The 16063-nt window shown below is 68.2% G+C and carries 17 protein-coding genes; 13 read left to right on the top strand and 4 right to left on the bottom strand.

All coding sequences use genetic code 11. The annotated features are described in order from the left end of the window. Positions 1-147 precede the first annotated feature (147 nt). Together rplQ and TSH20_RS05670 are read left to right on the top strand one after the other, a co-directional pair. Positions 148-576 carry a 50S ribosomal protein L17 gene (gene rplQ / locus TSH20_RS05675; RefSeq protein ID WP_109073821.1) on the top strand — a complete coding sequence of 143 codons (429 nt, stop codon included), beginning with the start codon at positions 148-150 and terminating at the stop codon, positions 574-576. A gap of 152 nt (positions 577-728) precedes the next feature. Further along, positions 729-1307: a YqaA family protein gene (locus TSH20_RS05670; protein ID WP_085089780.1), complete on the top strand. Its 579-nt coding sequence runs from the start codon at positions 729-731 to the stop codon at positions 1305-1307. 5 nt (positions 1308-1312) lie between these two features. Here the strand turns inward: TSH20_RS05670 and TSH20_RS05665 are convergent, their stop codons facing one another. After that, positions 1313-1573 carry a hypothetical protein gene (locus tag TSH20_RS05665; protein ID WP_109073820.1) on the bottom strand — a complete coding sequence of 87 codons (261 nt, stop codon included), beginning with the start codon at positions 1571-1573 and terminating at the stop codon, positions 1313-1315. Positions 1574-1697: 124 nt separating this feature from the next. Between TSH20_RS05665 and TSH20_RS35255 the strand changes: the two genes are divergently transcribed. Together TSH20_RS35255 and TSH20_RS05655 are read left to right on the top strand one after the other, a co-directional pair. Next, on the top strand, positions 1698-2069 hold the full coding sequence (locus tag TSH20_RS35255; protein WP_199232070.1) for a hypothetical protein: 372 nt from the start codon (positions 1698-1700) through the stop codon (positions 2067-2069). 10 nt (positions 2070-2079) lie between these two features. Further along, positions 2080-3399, top strand: a complete 1320-nt coding sequence (locus TSH20_RS05655; protein WP_109073819.1) for a replication-associated recombination protein A — start codon at positions 2080-2082, stop codon at positions 3397-3399. Positions 3400-3462: 63 nt separating this feature from the next. Here the strand turns inward: TSH20_RS05655 and TSH20_RS05650 are convergent, their stop codons facing one another. Together TSH20_RS05650 and TSH20_RS05645 are read right to left on the bottom strand one after the other, a co-directional pair. Then, positions 3463-3690 (bottom strand): hypothetical protein, encoded by a 228-nt coding sequence (locus TSH20_RS05650; RefSeq protein WP_098739542.1) that lies wholly within the window; start codon positions 3688-3690, stop codon positions 3463-3465. A gap of 171 nt (positions 3691-3861) precedes the next feature. Beyond that, positions 3862-4719, bottom strand: a complete 858-nt coding sequence (locus tag TSH20_RS05645; RefSeq protein WP_247871524.1) for a cell envelope integrity EipB family protein — start codon at positions 4717-4719, stop codon at positions 3862-3864. Positions 4720-4827: 108 nt separating this feature from the next. Between TSH20_RS05645 and TSH20_RS05640 the strand changes: the two genes are divergently transcribed. The 6 genes from TSH20_RS05640 (at position 4828) to TSH20_RS05615 (ending at position 13382) form a co-directional block, all read left to right on the top strand. Continuing rightward, positions 4828-5856: a D-glycerate dehydrogenase gene (locus tag TSH20_RS05640; protein WP_109073817.1), complete on the top strand. Its 1029-nt coding sequence runs from the start codon at positions 4828-4830 to the stop codon at positions 5854-5856. 255 nt (positions 5857-6111) lie between these two features. Continuing rightward, positions 6112-6828 carry a GGDEF domain-containing protein gene (locus TSH20_RS05635; RefSeq protein WP_109073816.1) on the top strand — a complete coding sequence of 239 codons (717 nt, stop codon included), beginning with the start codon at positions 6112-6114 and terminating at the stop codon, positions 6826-6828. A gap of 255 nt (positions 6829-7083) precedes the next feature. Beyond that, complete coding sequence (locus TSH20_RS05630; RefSeq protein ID WP_085089773.1) at positions 7084-7491, top strand: response regulator; 408 nt, start codon at positions 7084-7086, stop codon at positions 7489-7491. Positions 7492-7532: 41 nt separating this feature from the next. Further along, on the top strand, positions 7533-8927 hold the full coding sequence (locus tag TSH20_RS05625) for a PleD family two-component system response regulator (protein ID WP_109073815.1): 1395 nt from the start codon (positions 7533-7535) through the stop codon (positions 8925-8927). A 92-nt stretch (positions 8928-9019) separates the two neighbouring features. Continuing rightward, positions 9020-9685 (top strand): phosphatase PAP2 family protein, encoded by a 666-nt coding sequence (locus tag TSH20_RS05620; protein ID WP_109073814.1) that lies wholly within the window; start codon positions 9020-9022, stop codon positions 9683-9685. A gap of 196 nt (positions 9686-9881) precedes the next feature. Next, positions 9882-13382, top strand: a complete 3501-nt coding sequence (locus tag TSH20_RS05615; RefSeq protein ID WP_109073813.1) for a DEAD/DEAH box helicase — start codon at positions 9882-9884, stop codon at positions 13380-13382. 9 nt (positions 13383-13391) lie between these two features. Here the strand turns inward: TSH20_RS05615 and TSH20_RS05610 are convergent, their stop codons facing one another. After that, the gene (locus TSH20_RS05610) at positions 13392-13901 is read right to left on the bottom strand and encodes a DUF4405 domain-containing protein (protein ID WP_109073812.1); all 510 of its coding nucleotides are present in this window, start codon (positions 13899-13901) and stop codon (positions 13392-13394) included. Between the two features lie 185 nt (positions 13902-14086). Here TSH20_RS05610 and TSH20_RS05605 point away from each other — a divergent pair, with 185 nt between their 5' ends. The 3 genes from TSH20_RS05605 to TSH20_RS05595 are packed head-to-tail and all read left to right on the top strand — an operon-like array spanning position 14087 to position 16017. Next, entirely contained in the window at positions 14087-14971 is an 885-nt protein-coding gene (locus tag TSH20_RS05605) for an AraC family transcriptional regulator (protein WP_109073811.1), read from the top strand. Positions 14972-14993: 22 nt separating this feature from the next. Continuing rightward, on the top strand, positions 14994-15716 hold the full coding sequence (locus tag TSH20_RS05600) for an AzlC family ABC transporter permease (protein ID WP_199232071.1): 723 nt from the start codon (positions 14994-14996) through the stop codon (positions 15714-15716). Next, positions 15709-16017, top strand: a complete 309-nt coding sequence (locus tag TSH20_RS05595) for an AzlD domain-containing protein (RefSeq protein ID WP_109073810.1) — start codon at positions 15709-15711, stop codon at positions 16015-16017. The genes TSH20_RS05600 and TSH20_RS05595 overlap by 8 nt, the downstream gene beginning before the upstream one ends. The last annotated feature ends 46 nt before the right edge of the window (positions 16018-16063 follow it).

The raw sequence follows: 16063 nt of genomic DNA, 5'->3' as shown, positions 1-16063 counted from the left end.
TTCCGCGCCCTTTCCGCCCTTGGGCGGGGAGGGCGCATTTCCCAGGGCCGAAGCGGCCCGACCCCATGGCCGTACCAGCGTTACGACTGGGCGGCGGGGTTCACGATCGGCTCCCCGAGGGGGGCCATGCCATGAAGGAGGACCGCCATGCGTCACGGCGTTTCGGGACGTAAGTTCAGCAAGACCAGCAGCCACCGCAAGGCCATGTTCTCGAACATGGCGAACGCGGTGATCAAGCACGAGCAGATCACCACCACCCTGCCGAAGGCGAAGGACCTGCGTCCGATCGTCGACAAGCTGATCACGCTCGGCAAGAAGGGTGGCCTGGCCAACCGTCGTCTGGCCTTCGCGCAGCTGCGCGACAACGACACGGTCACCAAGCTGTTCACGGTGCTGGCCGACCGCTACAAGGATCGCCAGGGTGGCTACAGCCGCGTCCTGAAGGCCGGCTTCCGCTATGGCGACGCCGCCGACATGGCCGTGTTCGAGCTGGTCGACCGCGACGTCTCCGCCAAGGGTCAGGATTCGGGCCCGACGCAGGATGCCGTCGAGGCCGAAGCCGAGACCGCCGAGTGATATGACCGGGCATTGCGCCGGTTATCCTGACCGTGCGGCATCGGGCCTCAGGGCCCCGCGTCGTGCAGGACGGAACCGCCGATATCGGTGATATGTTAGACCCTTCCTTCGGGCTCCCCGGAGGAAGGGTTTTCTCTTTTGTGGCCGGTCGAATGTTGCGTTCCCTTTACACGCGCCTCCAGCGCCTGTCCGCCCGCGACGATGCCGTCTGGTGGATGTCGGCGATCTCCTTCGCCGAAAGCTCCTTCTTCCCATTGCCGCCGGACGTGATGCTGGTGCCGATGTGCCTGGAGAAGCCGAAGCGACTCTGGTTCTACACCAACATCTGCGCCTTCGCGTCGCTTCTGGGCGGCCTGCTGGGCTACGCGCTGGGCTTTTATCTGTTCGAAAGCGTCGGGCGGATGATCATCGACTTCTACAATGCGCAGGAGTCGTTCCATCATTTCCAGGAGATGTTCACCGAGTTCGGCCCCTGGTTCCTGATCCTGAAGGGGGTGACGCCGATCCCCTACAAGCTGCTGACGATCACCGCCGGATTCGCCCATCTGGATCTGACGGTCTTCATCCTCTGTTCGATCGTCGCGCGCTTCTCCCGATTCTACATGATCGCCATCCTGCTGCATTTCTACGGACCGCAGGTTCAGCACATCATTGAGAAGCGGCTGATGCTGGTGGCCACCGTCCTTCTGGTCGTCGTGGTCGGCGGCCTGCTCAGCTTCAAGTTCGTCTGAGCGACTCAGTCCGGCATGCCCTGGTCCTGGCGGTCACGCCGGGACGGGGGCAGGGCGTCACGGTCGGCACGGTCACGGCGCACGATCATGACGATGGCGACCGCCACGAACAGCCCGCCCAGCAGCGGGATGATCATCTCGGCCATGTCGACATTGGGCAGCGCCAGCGCGCGCGAGGCCAGCATGACGAGGCCAAGGACAAGCAGCGCCAGCAGCAGTCGCAGGGACCGGTTGCGCGGCGGTCTGCCGTCCGATTTCGGAGTCATTTCAGTCATTCCCTTCTTACGGCTGATATCGGCATAGTGGGGGCCGAACGGGGGATGGTCCAGAGGGGGGTGGCATTCCGTCATGTCCATGGCCGTCCTCACAACAAGAAGAATAGGAGCCGTCGTGGCTAAGTTCCGTCCGGTCCGTCTCATCGCCCCGCTCATGGCCGTGGCCCTTCTCGGCCTGGCGGCCTGCGCCGATCACCCGGCGTCGCGCCCTGCCGCCTCCGGTCCGGCGCCCACCGTCACCGTGGTCCCCGGTCCGTCCACCCCGCGCGGCGGTGCCGACGACCAGTCGTTGCGGATCGATGGCGGCACCGGTGCCGGCGCCTCCTGTCAGGCCCAGTGCGAGCGGAGCCACAATGTGTGCATGGATTCGGTCGCCGCGCGCAACCAGGGCGGCATCGACCGTGCCGATTCGACCCCGTTCAGCCCGACCGACAACTGCAGCTATCAGCTGAAGCAGTGCTATCAGCGCTGCGGCGCGGCGCGCTGAGGCACCCATCATGGCGAAACGCGGCGAGTCGGGCGGGGATGCCGGGCTATTCGAGTCGGCGGCTCCCCGCCCGCTCGCCGACCGGCTGCGCCCGCGCACGCTGGACGAGGTGGTCGGGCAGGACCACCTGCTGAAGCCCGACGGGCCGCTGGGTCGCATGGTCGCGGCGCGGCGGCTGGCCTCCATGATCCTGTGGGGGCCGCCCGGTTGCGGCAAGACCACCATCGCCCGCCTGCTGGCCCACAGCACCGACCTGCATTTCGAACCGCTGTCGGCGGTCTTCTCCGGCGTCGCCGATCTGCGCAAGGTGTTCGATGCCGCACGGGCCCGGCGGGTGGCGGGGCAGGGCACGCTGCTGTTCATCGACGAGATCCATCGCTTCAACCGCTCCCAGCAGGACGGTTTCCTGCCTTTCGTCGAGGACGGCACGGTCACGCTGGTGGGCGCCACGACCGAGAATCCGTCCTTCGAACTCAACGCCGCCTTGCTGTCACGAGCGCAGGTGTTCGTGCTCAACCGCCTGGACGATGCGGCGCTGGAAAAGCTGCTGTCGCGGGCGGAGGCGGAGATGGGCCGGCCGCTGCCGCTGGACGCCGACGCGCGCGCCGCGGTGAAGGCGATGGCCGACGGCGACGGCCGTTTCTGCCTGAACCTGTGCGAGGAGCTGTTCGCGCTGCCGGGCGAGACGGTGCTGGACACCAACGCGCTCGCCGCCACCATCCAGCGCCGCGCCCCGCTCTACGACAAGGCGCAGGAGGGGCATTACAACCTCATCAGCGCCCTGCACAAGTCGCTGCGCGGGTCGGACACCGACGCGGCGCTCTACTGGTACAGCCGCATGCTGGATGGCGGGGAAGACCCGCGTTACATCGCGCGGCGCCTGACCCGTTTCGCGGTGGAGGATGTCGGGCTGGCCGATCCCAATGCCTTGACCCAGGCCATCGCCGCCTGGGAAGCCTATGAGCGGCTGGGCAGCCCTGAGGGCGAACTGGCCCTGGCGCAGCTGGTGATCTATCTGGGGACGGCGCCGAAGTCGAATGCCGGCTATACGGCCTACAAGTCGGCGGTGCGCGCGGCGAAGGAAACCGGTTCGCTGATGCCGCCCAAGCATATCCTGAACGCGCCGACCAAGCTGATGAAGACCATCGGCTACGGCAAGGGATACGAGTACGACCACGACACGGCGGAGGGCTTCTCCGGGCAGAACTACTTCCCCGAAGGGATGGCGCGGCGCGAGTTCTACCAGCCGGTGGAGCGTGGGTTCGAACGCGACCTGCGCAAGCGGCTGGACTATTGGGCGCGACTGCGCGAGCGGCGGGGGGAGGAGTAAGGGGCGGACGTCATGCCGGTGTCGGAATGACGACGTTGAATAACGTCCGCTGAACCGCGCCCTTTACGCGGCCATCCCATCGGCCGGCGCCGAGGCGATCAGGCGATAGTGGCTGGTGTCGGCGAGGACCGAGCAGCTGAGGGTCTTCGACACGCCCTCGTCTTCGGTGCTGACGACGCGGGCGTGCGGGATGCCCAGCAGGTTGACCGTTGCCGTCACCCGCCAACCGCGGCCGCCGGCGCTGCCGACCGGTTGGAAAACCTGCCCGATCTGGACATGCTTCTTGCTCATGACGGATAAACCCTCGGACGGCCGGTTGCCCATGGGCTAAATCCGGCCTGTTGCGCAAAACCCCAACCCGCAGTTAAGCGCAGCGGCGAGTCGCGATCAACAGGGAAACCATCGGATGTCCCCTGGATCGGCAAACCCGATGTGAATTGTCACGGGCGCGTTGCGCCGCCGTCAACATCCCGACTTCGGCAGCGCCTCGATCTTGTCCAGCACCGCGTTGACGGTGAAATCGCCATAGTCGATCTGCATGGACTCGGCGATGCCGTTTTCCAGCAGATGCAGGCTCATCTCATACTCCGGCTGGGCCGAATCGCTCTGCGTCGGGAAAAACGCCATGCGGACCGGCCAGGCCTTGCCCACCTTCAGCAGCGGGTCCTTGCCGGCGTCCGTCGGCGCGCCGGGCTTGCCGACGACGGTCGACACCTCGGTCGGTCCTTCCGCGTCGGACCCGTCGAAGATCGTGCGGGTGAAGAAGGGGTCCTTCCGTTCGGCATGGTCCAGGATCGCCAGCGTGTGGGCGGTCGGGAACATGGTGCCGGCCGGCAGCTCCATCTCCTGCGGTTCGGGCTTGGTGAACTGGGCGGTGCCGGCGCCGTCGCGGTTCAGGTTCGCCTCGCCGCGCACCTCCTCGTCCACCTCGCCGTTGACCAGCTTGCGGACGTTGAAGCGGTAGCGCAGGCCGTCCTTCGATTCCCAGGTCGTGTAGTTGGTGTTCATCGCCATGTCGTCGCCTTCGCTGTAGACGAAGCGCAGCTGGAAGCGCTGCTCCGTCGTCCAGCCGTCGCAGGCGTCGGCCCATTCGAACATCATGCGGCCGCGGACGTCACTGACCTTCGATCCGTTGCGCGCCGAGGCGAGCGACATGGTGTAGATCGCCCGGTGCGGCTGGATCCTGGCCGCCACCGCCGCCATGGAGGTCGCGGCCGGCTGAGCCAGGGCAGGGGAGGCCGCGAGGAGCGCACCGGTGGAAACGGCGGCCGCGAGGACCGCGCCGACGGTTGCCGGAAAGGCGGAAAGACGGTCGAGCAAGACGGGATCCACAGGTGATTGACGGCTCTTGGTGAAGTATGGGTGTTTTTGCCGCGGTCCGAAAGGCCCGCCACCCGAATGTCTTATCAATGGAAGGGAACCGCCGGAATGACAAGCCCTGCCGAGTTGCCGTTTGCGGCGCAGTCGGACAGTCCCGATGCCCAGCCCTCTGCCCGCCCGGTGCTGCTGCTGACCCGCCGCCTTCCGGAAGCGGTGGAGGCGCGGGCCTCGCGCGATTACCGGGCCGTGTTCAATCCAGAAGACCGCGCCTTCAGCGGGGCGGAGATCGCCGCCCGTGCGGCGGAGGTTGGGGCCGACGCCGTGCTCTGCTGTGCCGGTGATCGGCTGGACTCCGCCGCCATCGCGGCCCTGCCGCAGCGGGTGCGGGTGCTGGCGACCTTCTCCGTCGGCACCGACCACATCGACCTGGAGGCGGCGCGCGCCCGCGGCCTGACCGTCACCAACACGCCCGACGTGCTGACCGACGCCACCGCCGACATCGCGCTGCTTCTTCTGCTGGGTGCCGCGCGCCGCGCCTCGGAGGGCGAGCGGATGATACGCGCCAACGCATGGACCGGCTGGACCCCGACCCAGCTGATGGGCACCCATGTCGGCGGCAAGCGGCTGGGCATCGTTGGCATGGGCCGCATCGGACAGGCGGTGGCGGCGCGCGCCCGCGCCTTCGGCATGACCATCCACTACAGCAACCGCCGTCGGCTGCCGCCGGACCTCGAACTGGGCGCCATCTACCACGCCGATCCCGAGGCGATGCTGCCGGTGTGCGATGTCCTGTCGCTTCACTTCCCCGCCACGGTGGAAACCCGACATTGGCTGAACGCCGAACGGATCGGGCGGCTGCCGCCGGGGGCCATCCTCATCAACACGGCGCGCGGCAGCGTGGTGGACGATGAGGCCGTGATCGCCGCGCTGAAGACCGGGCGGTTGGCGTCCGCCGGGCTCGACGTGTTCGAGAACGAGCCGAACCTGCATCCCGGCTACCGCGATCTGCCCAACGCCTTCCTGCTGCCGCATCTGGGCAGCGCCACGGTGGAAACGCGGAACGCCATGGGATTCAAGGCGCTGGACAACATCGATGCGGTGATGGCCGGCCGGCCGGCGCCGGATCGGGTGGTGTAAAGGGCGGGTGGAGCCTTTTGCCGGACCGCCGCTCCGGCCGCCAGTCACCGGCAGGGATTTCCTGCCCCGAACGGTTGGGGTGGGCAGAAGATGCCGGTCCGGTAGGAAAGAGGCTCCACCCCCTGCCGATGATCCGGCGGCGCAATCCGCCGGAAATGCATAAAATGCTTGGTATCTGCGGGATGCGGCGGGTTGGCACAGCGGTTGCTTGGGTGAAGGCGAAGTGTTCCGACCTTCATCAGAGGAGCCGACCCCATGAACGCCATCGTCGCCGCCCTGGACCTGAAGCACCACACCTCCGACCGTTTCGACGTGCCGGCCGGATGGTCGCCGGTCGCGCTGGCTTCGCGTGTCGGGCTTCTGCGGGGGACCGAGCGCCAGACGCTGGACGAGACGATCGCGCTGCTCGCCGAAGCCAAGGAGACGATCGCCGAGTTGCACGAGCGCATCGCCTACCTGGAAAGCCTGACGATGACGGACGAGCTGACCGGCCTGTTGAACCGGCGCGGCTTCTACAGCCACTTCCGGCGCGAACTGGCGTCCGCCCGCCGCAACGGGTCCGCTGGCGGCCTGCTGGTCATGATCGACCTGGACGGCTTCAAGGCCATCAACGACACCCACGGCCATGTCGCCGGCGACGCCTATCTGCGGCAGGTGGCGCGGATGATCGTCGGCAATGTCCGGCAGGAGGATGTGGTCGCCCGGCTGGGCGGCGACGAGTTCGCCGTGCTGCTGACCAACACCGACACCGCCAGCGGCCTCGCCCGCGCCCGCCAGCTGGCCGCCATCGCCGATGCTACCCATGTGGAATGGGGTGGGCAGTCGCTGCCGGTCCGTTTCTCCGTCGGCACCCAGCCCTATGGCGCCGACGACAGCGAGGACGAGGTGATGCGCCGCGCCGACGCCATGATGTACGGCGCCAAGGGCGCCCGCCGCCGCGATGCCAAGCGCAAAACCAGGCGGGCTGCCTGAGCCGTCGCCCGGCTCCATCCCGGTATATTGCCGTTGTCGATAACCGATCGCCGCCCGCGTCCGCCGCGGGCGGTTTTCGTTTGAATGCAGGGTGGTCCGCGGTCATCAGGGCTGTCATCCAGCGGTCCGGTAACGACTATTTAACCGTCGCGACCTAATCAGAAAGGGGATATACCGGTCTTGCGACCCCGCAACTGCGGTACGCAATCCGGCAATGGACAGCGTGAACGCGGGGGTCACACCCAGGGAGGATGCATGTCAGCGGAGCCTTGCGGTCCATTGGCGACCGGTGGTGGGCCGACGAAGACCGTCCTCATCGTCGAGGACAACGAGCTGAACATGAAGCTCTTTCATGACCTGCTCGAAGCGCACGGCTATGGCACGCTGCAGACCCGCGAAGGCATGGAGGCGATGCGGCTGGCCCGTCAGCACCGCCCCGACCTGATCCTGATGGACATCCAGCTGCCGGAGGTTTCCGGGCTGGAGGTGACCCGCTGGATCAAGGACGATCCGGATCTGAGGAGCATTCCGGTCGTGGCCGTCACCGCCTTCGCCATGAAAGGTGACGAAGAGAAAATCCGTCAGGGCGGTTGCGAGGATTATGTCGCAAAGCCCATTTCGGTTGTGAAGTTCCTCGAAACAGTCAAGAAGTTTCTCGGCTAAGTCTGTTTTCTCTGTAGCAATTCTGCAGGAATTTCCTTCCGATGTCCGCGCGTGTCCTTGTCGTCGACGATGTACTGCCGAATGTGAAGCTGCTCGCGGCGAAGCTGACGCGCGAGTACTTCAATGTTCTGACGGCCTTCAACGGACCCGACGCGCTTGAGATGGTGCGGAAGGAATCGCCGGACATAGTCCTGCTGGACGTGATGATGCCGGGCATGGACGGGTTCGAGGTGTGCGAGAAGATCCGCTCCGATCCCGCCACCATGCACATCCCCGTGGTGATGGTCACGGCGCTGTCGGACATCGCCGACCGCGTCCGTGGCCTGGAGGCCGGGGCCGACGATTTCCTGACCAAGCCGGTGAACGACATCGCGCTGTTCGCGCGCGTCCGCTCGCTGGTTCGGCTGAAGATGATGATGGACGAATGGCGCCTGCGCGAAAGCACGTCCGGCCAGTTCGGCGTTATCGAGCGCAGCGGCACCATGCTGAGCGAATCCTTCGAGCGCGCCAATGTGCTGGTGCTGGAGGACTCCGCCCTCGACCTGGAAAAGGTGACGGAGACGCTTCAGCGCGACCACAACATGGTGTTCTCCGCCGACACCGGCGCCAAGGCGCTGGAACGCGCGCTGGGCACGCCGCTCGATCTGGTGGTGGTCAGCCTGACCCTGCTGAACGAAGACGGGCTGCGCCTCTGCTCGCAATTGCGCTCGCACGAGCGCACGCGGCAGGTGCCGATCCTGCTGATGGTGGACGACGGCGACCTGGGGCAGGTGGCGAAGGGGCTGGAACTCGGCGCCAACGATTACGTCGTCAAGCCGGTCGACCGGAACGAACTGCTGGCCCGCGCCCGCACCCAGATCCGGCGCAAGCGCTATCAGGAACGGCTGCGCTCCAATTACGAGCAGAGCCTGTCGATGGCGCTGACCGACAGCCTGACCGGCGTCTTCAACCGCCGTTACGTCAACGCCCATCTGCCGCGGCTGCTGGAACGCGCCATCGACAGCCACAAGCCGGTGTCGGTGCTGATGTTCGACATCGACCATTTCAAGGTGGTCAACGACACCTACGGCCATGCCATCGGCGACGAGGTGCTGCGCGAGGTATCCGCCCGCGCCAGCCGCAACCTGCGCACCTTCGACCTCGTCGCCCGGTTGGGTGGCGAGGAGTTCATCGTCATCCTGCCGGACACCGACGGGGAAGCCGCGCTGATCGTCGCCGAACGCTTGCGTTCGCGCATCGCCGACACGCCCTTCGCCGTGTCGACCGGCCACGGCGAGATCAACGTGACGGTGTCCGTCGGCATCTCGATCGGCGGACGGCTGGGCGATACCGCCGAAGGGCTGGTCCGCCGGGCCGACGAAGCGCTGTACGAAGCCAAGCGGTCGGGCCGGAACTGCGTCATCGCCGACGCCCGCGCCGACCAGTTGGAGGGGTAGGGGCGGGGCTTTCGACTCGTCCTCTTGCCGATCCTGCTGCGCCGCACCATCTGGCAAAGCCGTTCGTTATCACCGGCATCCATGGGGGACCGATGCTCGCCATCGCCAGCGGCGCCATCACCCATCTGGGCAGCAGCAGCCTTCTCGTACCGCTTTCCGCCCTCTATGCGACCGCGCTGTGGCGGCACCATTCGGCGCCGCTGGCGCTGCGCTGGCTGCTCGCCCTGTCGCTGTGCCTGGGCGCCATGGTGGTGCTGAAGCTGGTGGGGCATGGCTGTGGTCTGCCGGACTTCCCGCTGTTCCCGTCTCTGTTCTCCGGCGACCGTTTCGTCAGCCCCAGCGGCCATGCCGCCTTCTCGGCCGTCTTCTACGGGTCGGTGTCGGCGCTGGCGGCGCGCAGTGCCCGATCGCGCTGGCTCCGCATCGCGCTGCCGCTGGCGGCGGTGTCGCTGGTGCTGGCCATCGGCGCCTCGCGTGTCGCCGTCTCCGCCCATTCGGGAGCGGAGGTGGTGGCCGGGCTGATGATCGGCGGGCTGTCGGCCCTGCTGTTCCTGTGGAGCAGCCGCAAGGATGCCGTCCCGCGCCTGCGTCCCTCTCCCTGGCTGGCGGGGGCGATGGCGCTGGGGCTGGCCCTTCTGGTCCATGCCGGCGATCCGTCCTTCGTCGAGGGAACGATCCGCTGGGCCGCCCATCAGTTGGACAGCGAGGGCGGCCTGTGCGAACTGGCCAGCCGGGTATTCCCCGGCAATCGCGGGTAAATCACCAACCGGGGTGAAGCCGCTGTCGTCCTGTGCTATGACGGACGGCCGCGCCCGGTTCCGCCGTTGCGGCACCGTTCGCGTCAATGCTTGAGCCTAAGGCTTGCGCCACGCCGCGCAAGATCCTATACCGACGCCCCGTTTCCGTTCCGTTCCGCCCCATTCCATCAGCTTTCGCCTGGTCACCTCGCACCGCATGTCGCTTTTCGATGCCCTGCCGCGTGGCCCTTCGTCGGGTGGCGCCGCCGTCCCCTTCGGTCAGGAGGACCTGACGCGCGTCTTCGATGCCAAGACGCTGCAGCGGGGCCGCACGCTGATGATGACCGGTGCGGTGACGCTGGGTCCTCCCGGCGGCGACCGGATCGAGGCGGAGGTCAGCGACCTCGGACGGCGGCTGTCGGTGACGGTGACGCCGGTGCAGGGCAAGCGCAGCATCGTGCTCGACCGCAGCTGTTCCTGTGGCCGCAACGCCTGCGCCCATATGGCTGCGGCGGCGATGTTGGCGCTGGAAAGCCGGCCGGAATGGCGCCGCGCCTCCCTGTTCGACGTCGCCGACGTGAAGGCGCCGCTGGCACCGCCTCCGCCTCCGCCGCCTGTACCCGTCGCGCCCACCCCGGCCGCAGCGGCCCCTTCTGCACCGCCCGCTCCCAAGGCCCCGCTTACCCTGGTCCGCCCGCCGGTCCCGCCGCCGATCCGCAGCGTGGCGCCCCAGCCTCCGCCGCCTCCGCCTCCGGCGCCCAAGCCGGAGCCGGTGCGCAGCCTGCGCTGGACGCTGGAGCCGGGGCAGGGCGACGTCGCCTGCTACATCCTGGTGGAATTCGTGGCGGAGGGGGCGGCCGACGCCAGCCCCGCCACTCCGCGCGACGTGCTGGCCAAGGCGCCGCGCTCTGTTGACGGCGACGCCGACCGTGCCATCGCCCGGCTGCTCGGCGGCGGCGGGACCGAACGCACCCCCGTTGCCAAGAGCCGGGGAGAGGCGGTGGACCGCCTGCTGCGCCGCCTGCTGTCCACCGGCCGCCTGCGCTGGCGCGACGGCACCCCGCTGGCCGAGGGGCCGGGCCGCACCGTCCGCGCCTTCCGCGACCCCGCCACCCGCAAGCTGCGCCCGACCGGCCTGCCCGAACGCAGCGTGCTGGTGAAGGGTCAGTCCTATTGGTGCGTGGACAGTGCCTCCGGCACCGTCTTCCCGGTCGACCTCCAGGTGGTGGAGGTGCCGAAGGCCAAGCCGGGACCGGCCGCTCCGCCACCGCCGCCGGTTCCGTCCAAATCGCCCCCGTCCCGCCTGTTCGGTCCGTCGCGCAGTGGTGTGGCGTCGATGCCGCGCATCACCCCGCCGCCGCCCTCCATCGCGACATCCAGCTTCCGCGACAACGCCATCCCCGGCGTGCGCAGCGGGGCGGCCGATGCGGCGGCCATCGTCGAGCGCTCCCCCCGCATCATCGCCCGCCTCGGCCGCGTTGTGACGCCGGCCGACGGGCTGGTCGACGTGCTGCGCCTCTCCTTCGATTATGGCGAGCCCGGCCGCGCGGTGGAGATCGAGCCCGACGACCAGCGCCAGTTCGCCCGCTATGAGGACGACTTCGGCGATGTCACCTTCGTCCGCCGCGACAAGGCCGACGAGCAGGCGGCGCTGGATCGGCTGTCCGGCCTAGGCTTCGCCCAAGCGCGGATCGAGCCGCCGAAGGGCGTGCTGAACGCCCGCGGCTCCCGCGTCCATTGGCTGACCGGCCGGGACGTGGAGGAGCGTTGGCAGCATTTCCTGACCAACGAGGTCCCCGCCCTGACCAAGGCCGGCTGGATCATGGAGGTCGGCGCCGATTTCGGCACCAAGGTCATCGAACCGGGTGCGGAGGTCGAGGTTGCCGTCCGCGATGCCGGCGATGGCTGGTTCGATCTGGATGTCGGCGTGGAAATCGATGGCGAGCGCCAGCCGCTTCTGCCGATCCTCGCCCGGTTGGTGGAAAAGGGCGGCCTGTCGACCACCCGTGTCATCGACGGCCGCGCCCACATCGTGCTGGACGACGGCAATGTCCTGGCCCTGCCGGCCGAGCGGATCGAGCGGTTGCTCAGCGTTCTCGAAGCGATGCTGGACAGCGGGCGCAGCAGCGGCGACCGGCTGAAGGTGCCGCTGGCCGAGGCCGACTCGCTGCTGGACATCGACGATTTGATCGCCCGGCGCGGCGACGAGACGGCGCAGATCGACGGCTATCTCCAGCGCCTGCGCGCCGACGAGATGCCGGGCGACATGACCCCGCCGCCGGGCTTCAAGGGCGAACTGCGCGATTACCAGCGCGGCGGTCTGGCCTGGATGCAGAGCCTGCGCGCCAACAACGTCGCCGGCATCCTGGCCGACGACATGGGGCTGGGCAAGACCGCCCAGACGCTGGCCCACATCGCCATGGAGGAGCATGAGGGCCGGCTGACCGAACCCTGCCTTGTGGTCGTCCCGACCAGCCTCGTGCCCAACTGGGTCGCGGAGTCGGAGCGCTTCACCCCGCATCTGCGAGTCGTTGTGCTGCATGGAGTCGACCGCCACGGCAAGCTGTCGGAGATCGACCGCGCCCACATCGTCGTGACCACCTATGGCGTGGTGGCGCGCGACGTCGACCTGCTGAAGCGGCTGACTTGGCACATGATCGTGCTGGACGAGGCGCAGGCGATCAAGAACCCCGACGGCAAGGCGACCCGCGCGGTGGCGGCGCTTCCGGCGCGGCATCGGCTCTGCCTGTCCGGCACGCCGGTGGAGAACAATCTGGGCGAGCTGTGGAGCCAGTTCGCCTTCCTGATGCCGGGCCTGCTGGGCGACCGCAAGGATTTCGGCAAGCGTTACCGCGTTCCCATCGAGAAGCGCGGCGACAACACCCGCGCCAACCTGCTGATGCGCCGCATCCGCCCCTTCCTGCTCCGCCGGACCAAGGAGGCGGTGGCGAAGGAACTGCCGCCGAAGACCGAGGTGGTGGTGCGCATCGACTTGGAGCGCGACCAGCGCGACCTCTACGAGACCATCCGCCTGTCGGTGAACGAGACTGTGCGCGCGGCGCTGGCCGCCAGCGGCAAGGGGCTGGGCCAGAACGCCATCGCGGTGATCGACGCGCTGTTGAAGTTGCGGCAGGTCTGCTGCGATCCGCGCCTGCTGAAATCCATCGCCGCGCTGGGCGGCAAGGCACGGCCGAGCGCCAAGCTGCACGCCCTGACCGAAATGGTGAAGGAGATGGTGCCGGAAGGCCGGCGCATCCTGATCTTCTCGCAGTTCACCACCATGCTCGACCTCATCAAGCTGGAGTTGGAGAAGGCGCACATCCCCTATGTCGAGCTGACCGGCCGCACGCTGGACCGCGCCGAGCCGGTGAACCGCTTCCAGAACCGCGAGGTTCCGGTCTTCCTCATTAGCCTGAAGGCCGGCGGGCGCGGCCTGAACCTGACCGCCGCCGACACGGTGATCCATTACGATCCCTGGTGGAATCCGGCCGCTGAGGATCAGGCGACCGACCGCGCCTACCGCATCGGCCAGGACAAGCCGGTCTTCGTCTACAAGCTGATCGCCGCCAATACGGTGGAGGAACGCATCCTCGACCTCCAGCGCCGCAAGGGCAGCCTGTCCGCCGCCACCATCGAGGGCAAGGGGCTGGTCAGTGCTCTCGACGGCGGTGACATCGACTATCTGCTCGGTGACGGCGAGGAAGACGGGGAGGAATAGGCGCTGGCCTCAGTGCGCCCGCTTCGCCGCCAGCAGGCTGGCGACGGCAGCGCCGTTCCTGCCGGCGCGCTCGCCGATGGCGGTCAGGGTCTCGCCCGGCGCGGCGTCGATGTTCGCGGTCTTCAGCACCTCCACCGCCTTGTCGGGCGTGAGGCCCAGCGCCGGGGCGGCGGCTTCGAGCGTCGCCCCCGACAGCGCGCCGAACACCGCACCCGGATTGACGCTGCCGCCGCCGGTGGTGCCGGTCATGCCGGTGAAGACCACCGATACGACGATGGTGGCGACGAAGGCGGCCCTCGCGGCGTACCGCTTCAGATAGCCCAGGAAAGCCCGCCAGTTCTTCACCAGATGCCAGAGCGCGATGGCGGAGAACGCCATGCTCAGCCATTCGTGGGAAAAGCGCACCAGCCCGGTATTCCAGTGCAGGAGCAGCATCACGCCGGTCACCGTGGACACGACGAAGGTGACGATGGTGACGGGGGTGACCACGTCGCGGGTCATGGTCTTCGAGATGGTCATGGCAGTCGCCCTCGATCCGGTGTCGTTTCTTGTTGGCGGCCATGATCGCGCGCGACTGTAACTGGACAATATCCGGCGGGGTGCGGCTGTGTAACAGTGTGTAACGCGCCGGCCGGCATGCTATCGGCCGCTCCGCCCGCAATCCTGTCCAAGACGACCGTCACGCCCTCCTGTTAGACTGCGGCATGGACCAGCAATCAGCACTAAGCCAGACTCCGGCCGGCGGCGGCGATTTCGCCCGTTTGTGGCGGGAGGCGCGCTTCGACGGCATGGAATGCCTGAACGCCCGCTTCCAGCGCCACAGCTATGCCCCGCACACGCACGAAACCTATGTGGTCGGCGTCATCACCGCCGGGACCGAGCTGTACCGCTGCCGCGGCACCGAGCGGGTGGCGCGGGCCGGACAGGTCGTGGTTCTGGATCCGGAGGTTCTGCATGACGGCCGCCCAGCCGAAGACGGCTATGCCTACCGCATGTTCTACCCGTCGGTGGCGCTGTTCGAACAGGCGATGGCCGATGCGCTGGGCCGGCCCGTCACCCCGCATTTCGCCGCCACCGAACTGGACGACCCGGAGTTGTTTCAGGCCCTGCGCGGCCTGCACCATGGGCTGGAGGGGCCGTACCGCGAGCCGCTGCGCACCGACACCGACGCGCTGCGTGCCTTCACTGCGCTGGCCCTGCGCCATGGCGACCTGACCGCCCGCCCGCAAGATGCGGGGCAGGAGCCGGCGGCGGTCCGCCGCGCGCGGGAGTATCTGGACGCCCATCTCGACAGCCCGGTGGAACTGGCCAATCTGGCCGAGGCGGCGGGGCTCAGCCGCTTCCATCTGCTGCGCGTCTTCCGCGCGGCGGTGGGCACCACACCGCACGGCTATTTGACCGACCGCCGCGTCGCCCAGGCCAAGCGGCTGCTCGCCGGCCCGTTGCCGCTTGCCGACGTGGCGCTGACCTGCGGCTTCTGCGATCAGGCGCATTTCAACCGGGTGTTCAAGGGGCGGGTCGGCGTCTCCCCCGGCCAATACCGGCGCGGCAGCAATCCCGTCCAAGACGCACCCGCCGCGGCCGCCTAGTTTCGCAGCCATGAGCAAGCACATGAGCATGGGTAGCTACACCTTACCGGCATCCCCGCGGCAGGAGTTCGCGGCAGGCGTCGTCCATTGCCTGCCCATCGTGGCCGGCGCGGTTCCCTTCGGCTTCCTGCTGGGCAGCCTCGCTGCCAAGGCGGGCTTGTCGGCACTGGACATGGGGCTGATGAGCGCCTTGGTCTTCGCCGGCAGTTCCCAGTTCGTCGCGGTCGAACTGCTGGACAAGGGCAGCGCCGGGCTGGCGGTGGTCGGCGCCATCCTGCTGGTCAACCTGCGCCACCTGCTGATGGGCGCGACGCTGGAGCCGCGCTTCCGCGGTGTTCCGCGGGCACGGGCCGGGCTGGCGCTGTTCTTCATGACCGACGAGCAATGGGCGCTGGCGCTCCGCCGAGGACCTGAGCTGACCTTGGCCTACTGGTACGGTGTGGCGGCGACGCTGTATCTGGCGTGGCTCACCAGCACGGTGGCCGGAACGCTGGCTGGCGCGCTGATCGCCGACCCGACCGCCTGGGGGCTGGATTTCACCTTTATCGCCGTCTTCCTGTGCCTGCTGGCCGGGTTCTGGCGCGGAGCCGGTTCGCTGCCGCCCTGGCTGGCGAGTGCCGCCGCCGCGCTGGCCGTCCATACGCTGTCGCCGGGTGGGACCTGGCACATCCTGGCCGGCGCGCTGGCCGGTGGCGCGGTCGCCGCCCTTCAAGCGAAGGGGCAGGGGAGGGCGCGCAATGCTTGAGTCGCTGCACCTGGACTGGAGTGTCTTCGCCATCGTGCTGGGCGGGGCGCTCGTCACCTGGATGACGCGGATCGGCGGGCCGTGGCTGATCGCGCGGATCCGGCCGGGCCGGGCGGCAAATGCTGCGCTGGAGGCGACGCCCGGCGCCGTTCTGGTCGCCCTGGTGGCGCCCGCCGCCTTGTCGCGCCCGTCCGACGCGCTGGCCGCCGCCTTCGTCTGTCTGATCGCCCGGCGCGTGCCGATGGTGGTCGCCGTGGTGGCCGGCGTGGTCGCCGTCGTGCTGCTGCGCCGCCTGCTGTAATCACTGTTGCAAACTGCCGTCTGGTGAAGCGCGTGGGGGATGCCTA

This window comes from Azospirillum sp. TSH20, from assembly GCF_003115935.1.
GTDB lineage: Bacteria > Pseudomonadota > Alphaproteobacteria > Azospirillales > Azospirillaceae > Azospirillum.
This window is presented reverse-complemented; position numbering and strand designations above follow the sequence as displayed.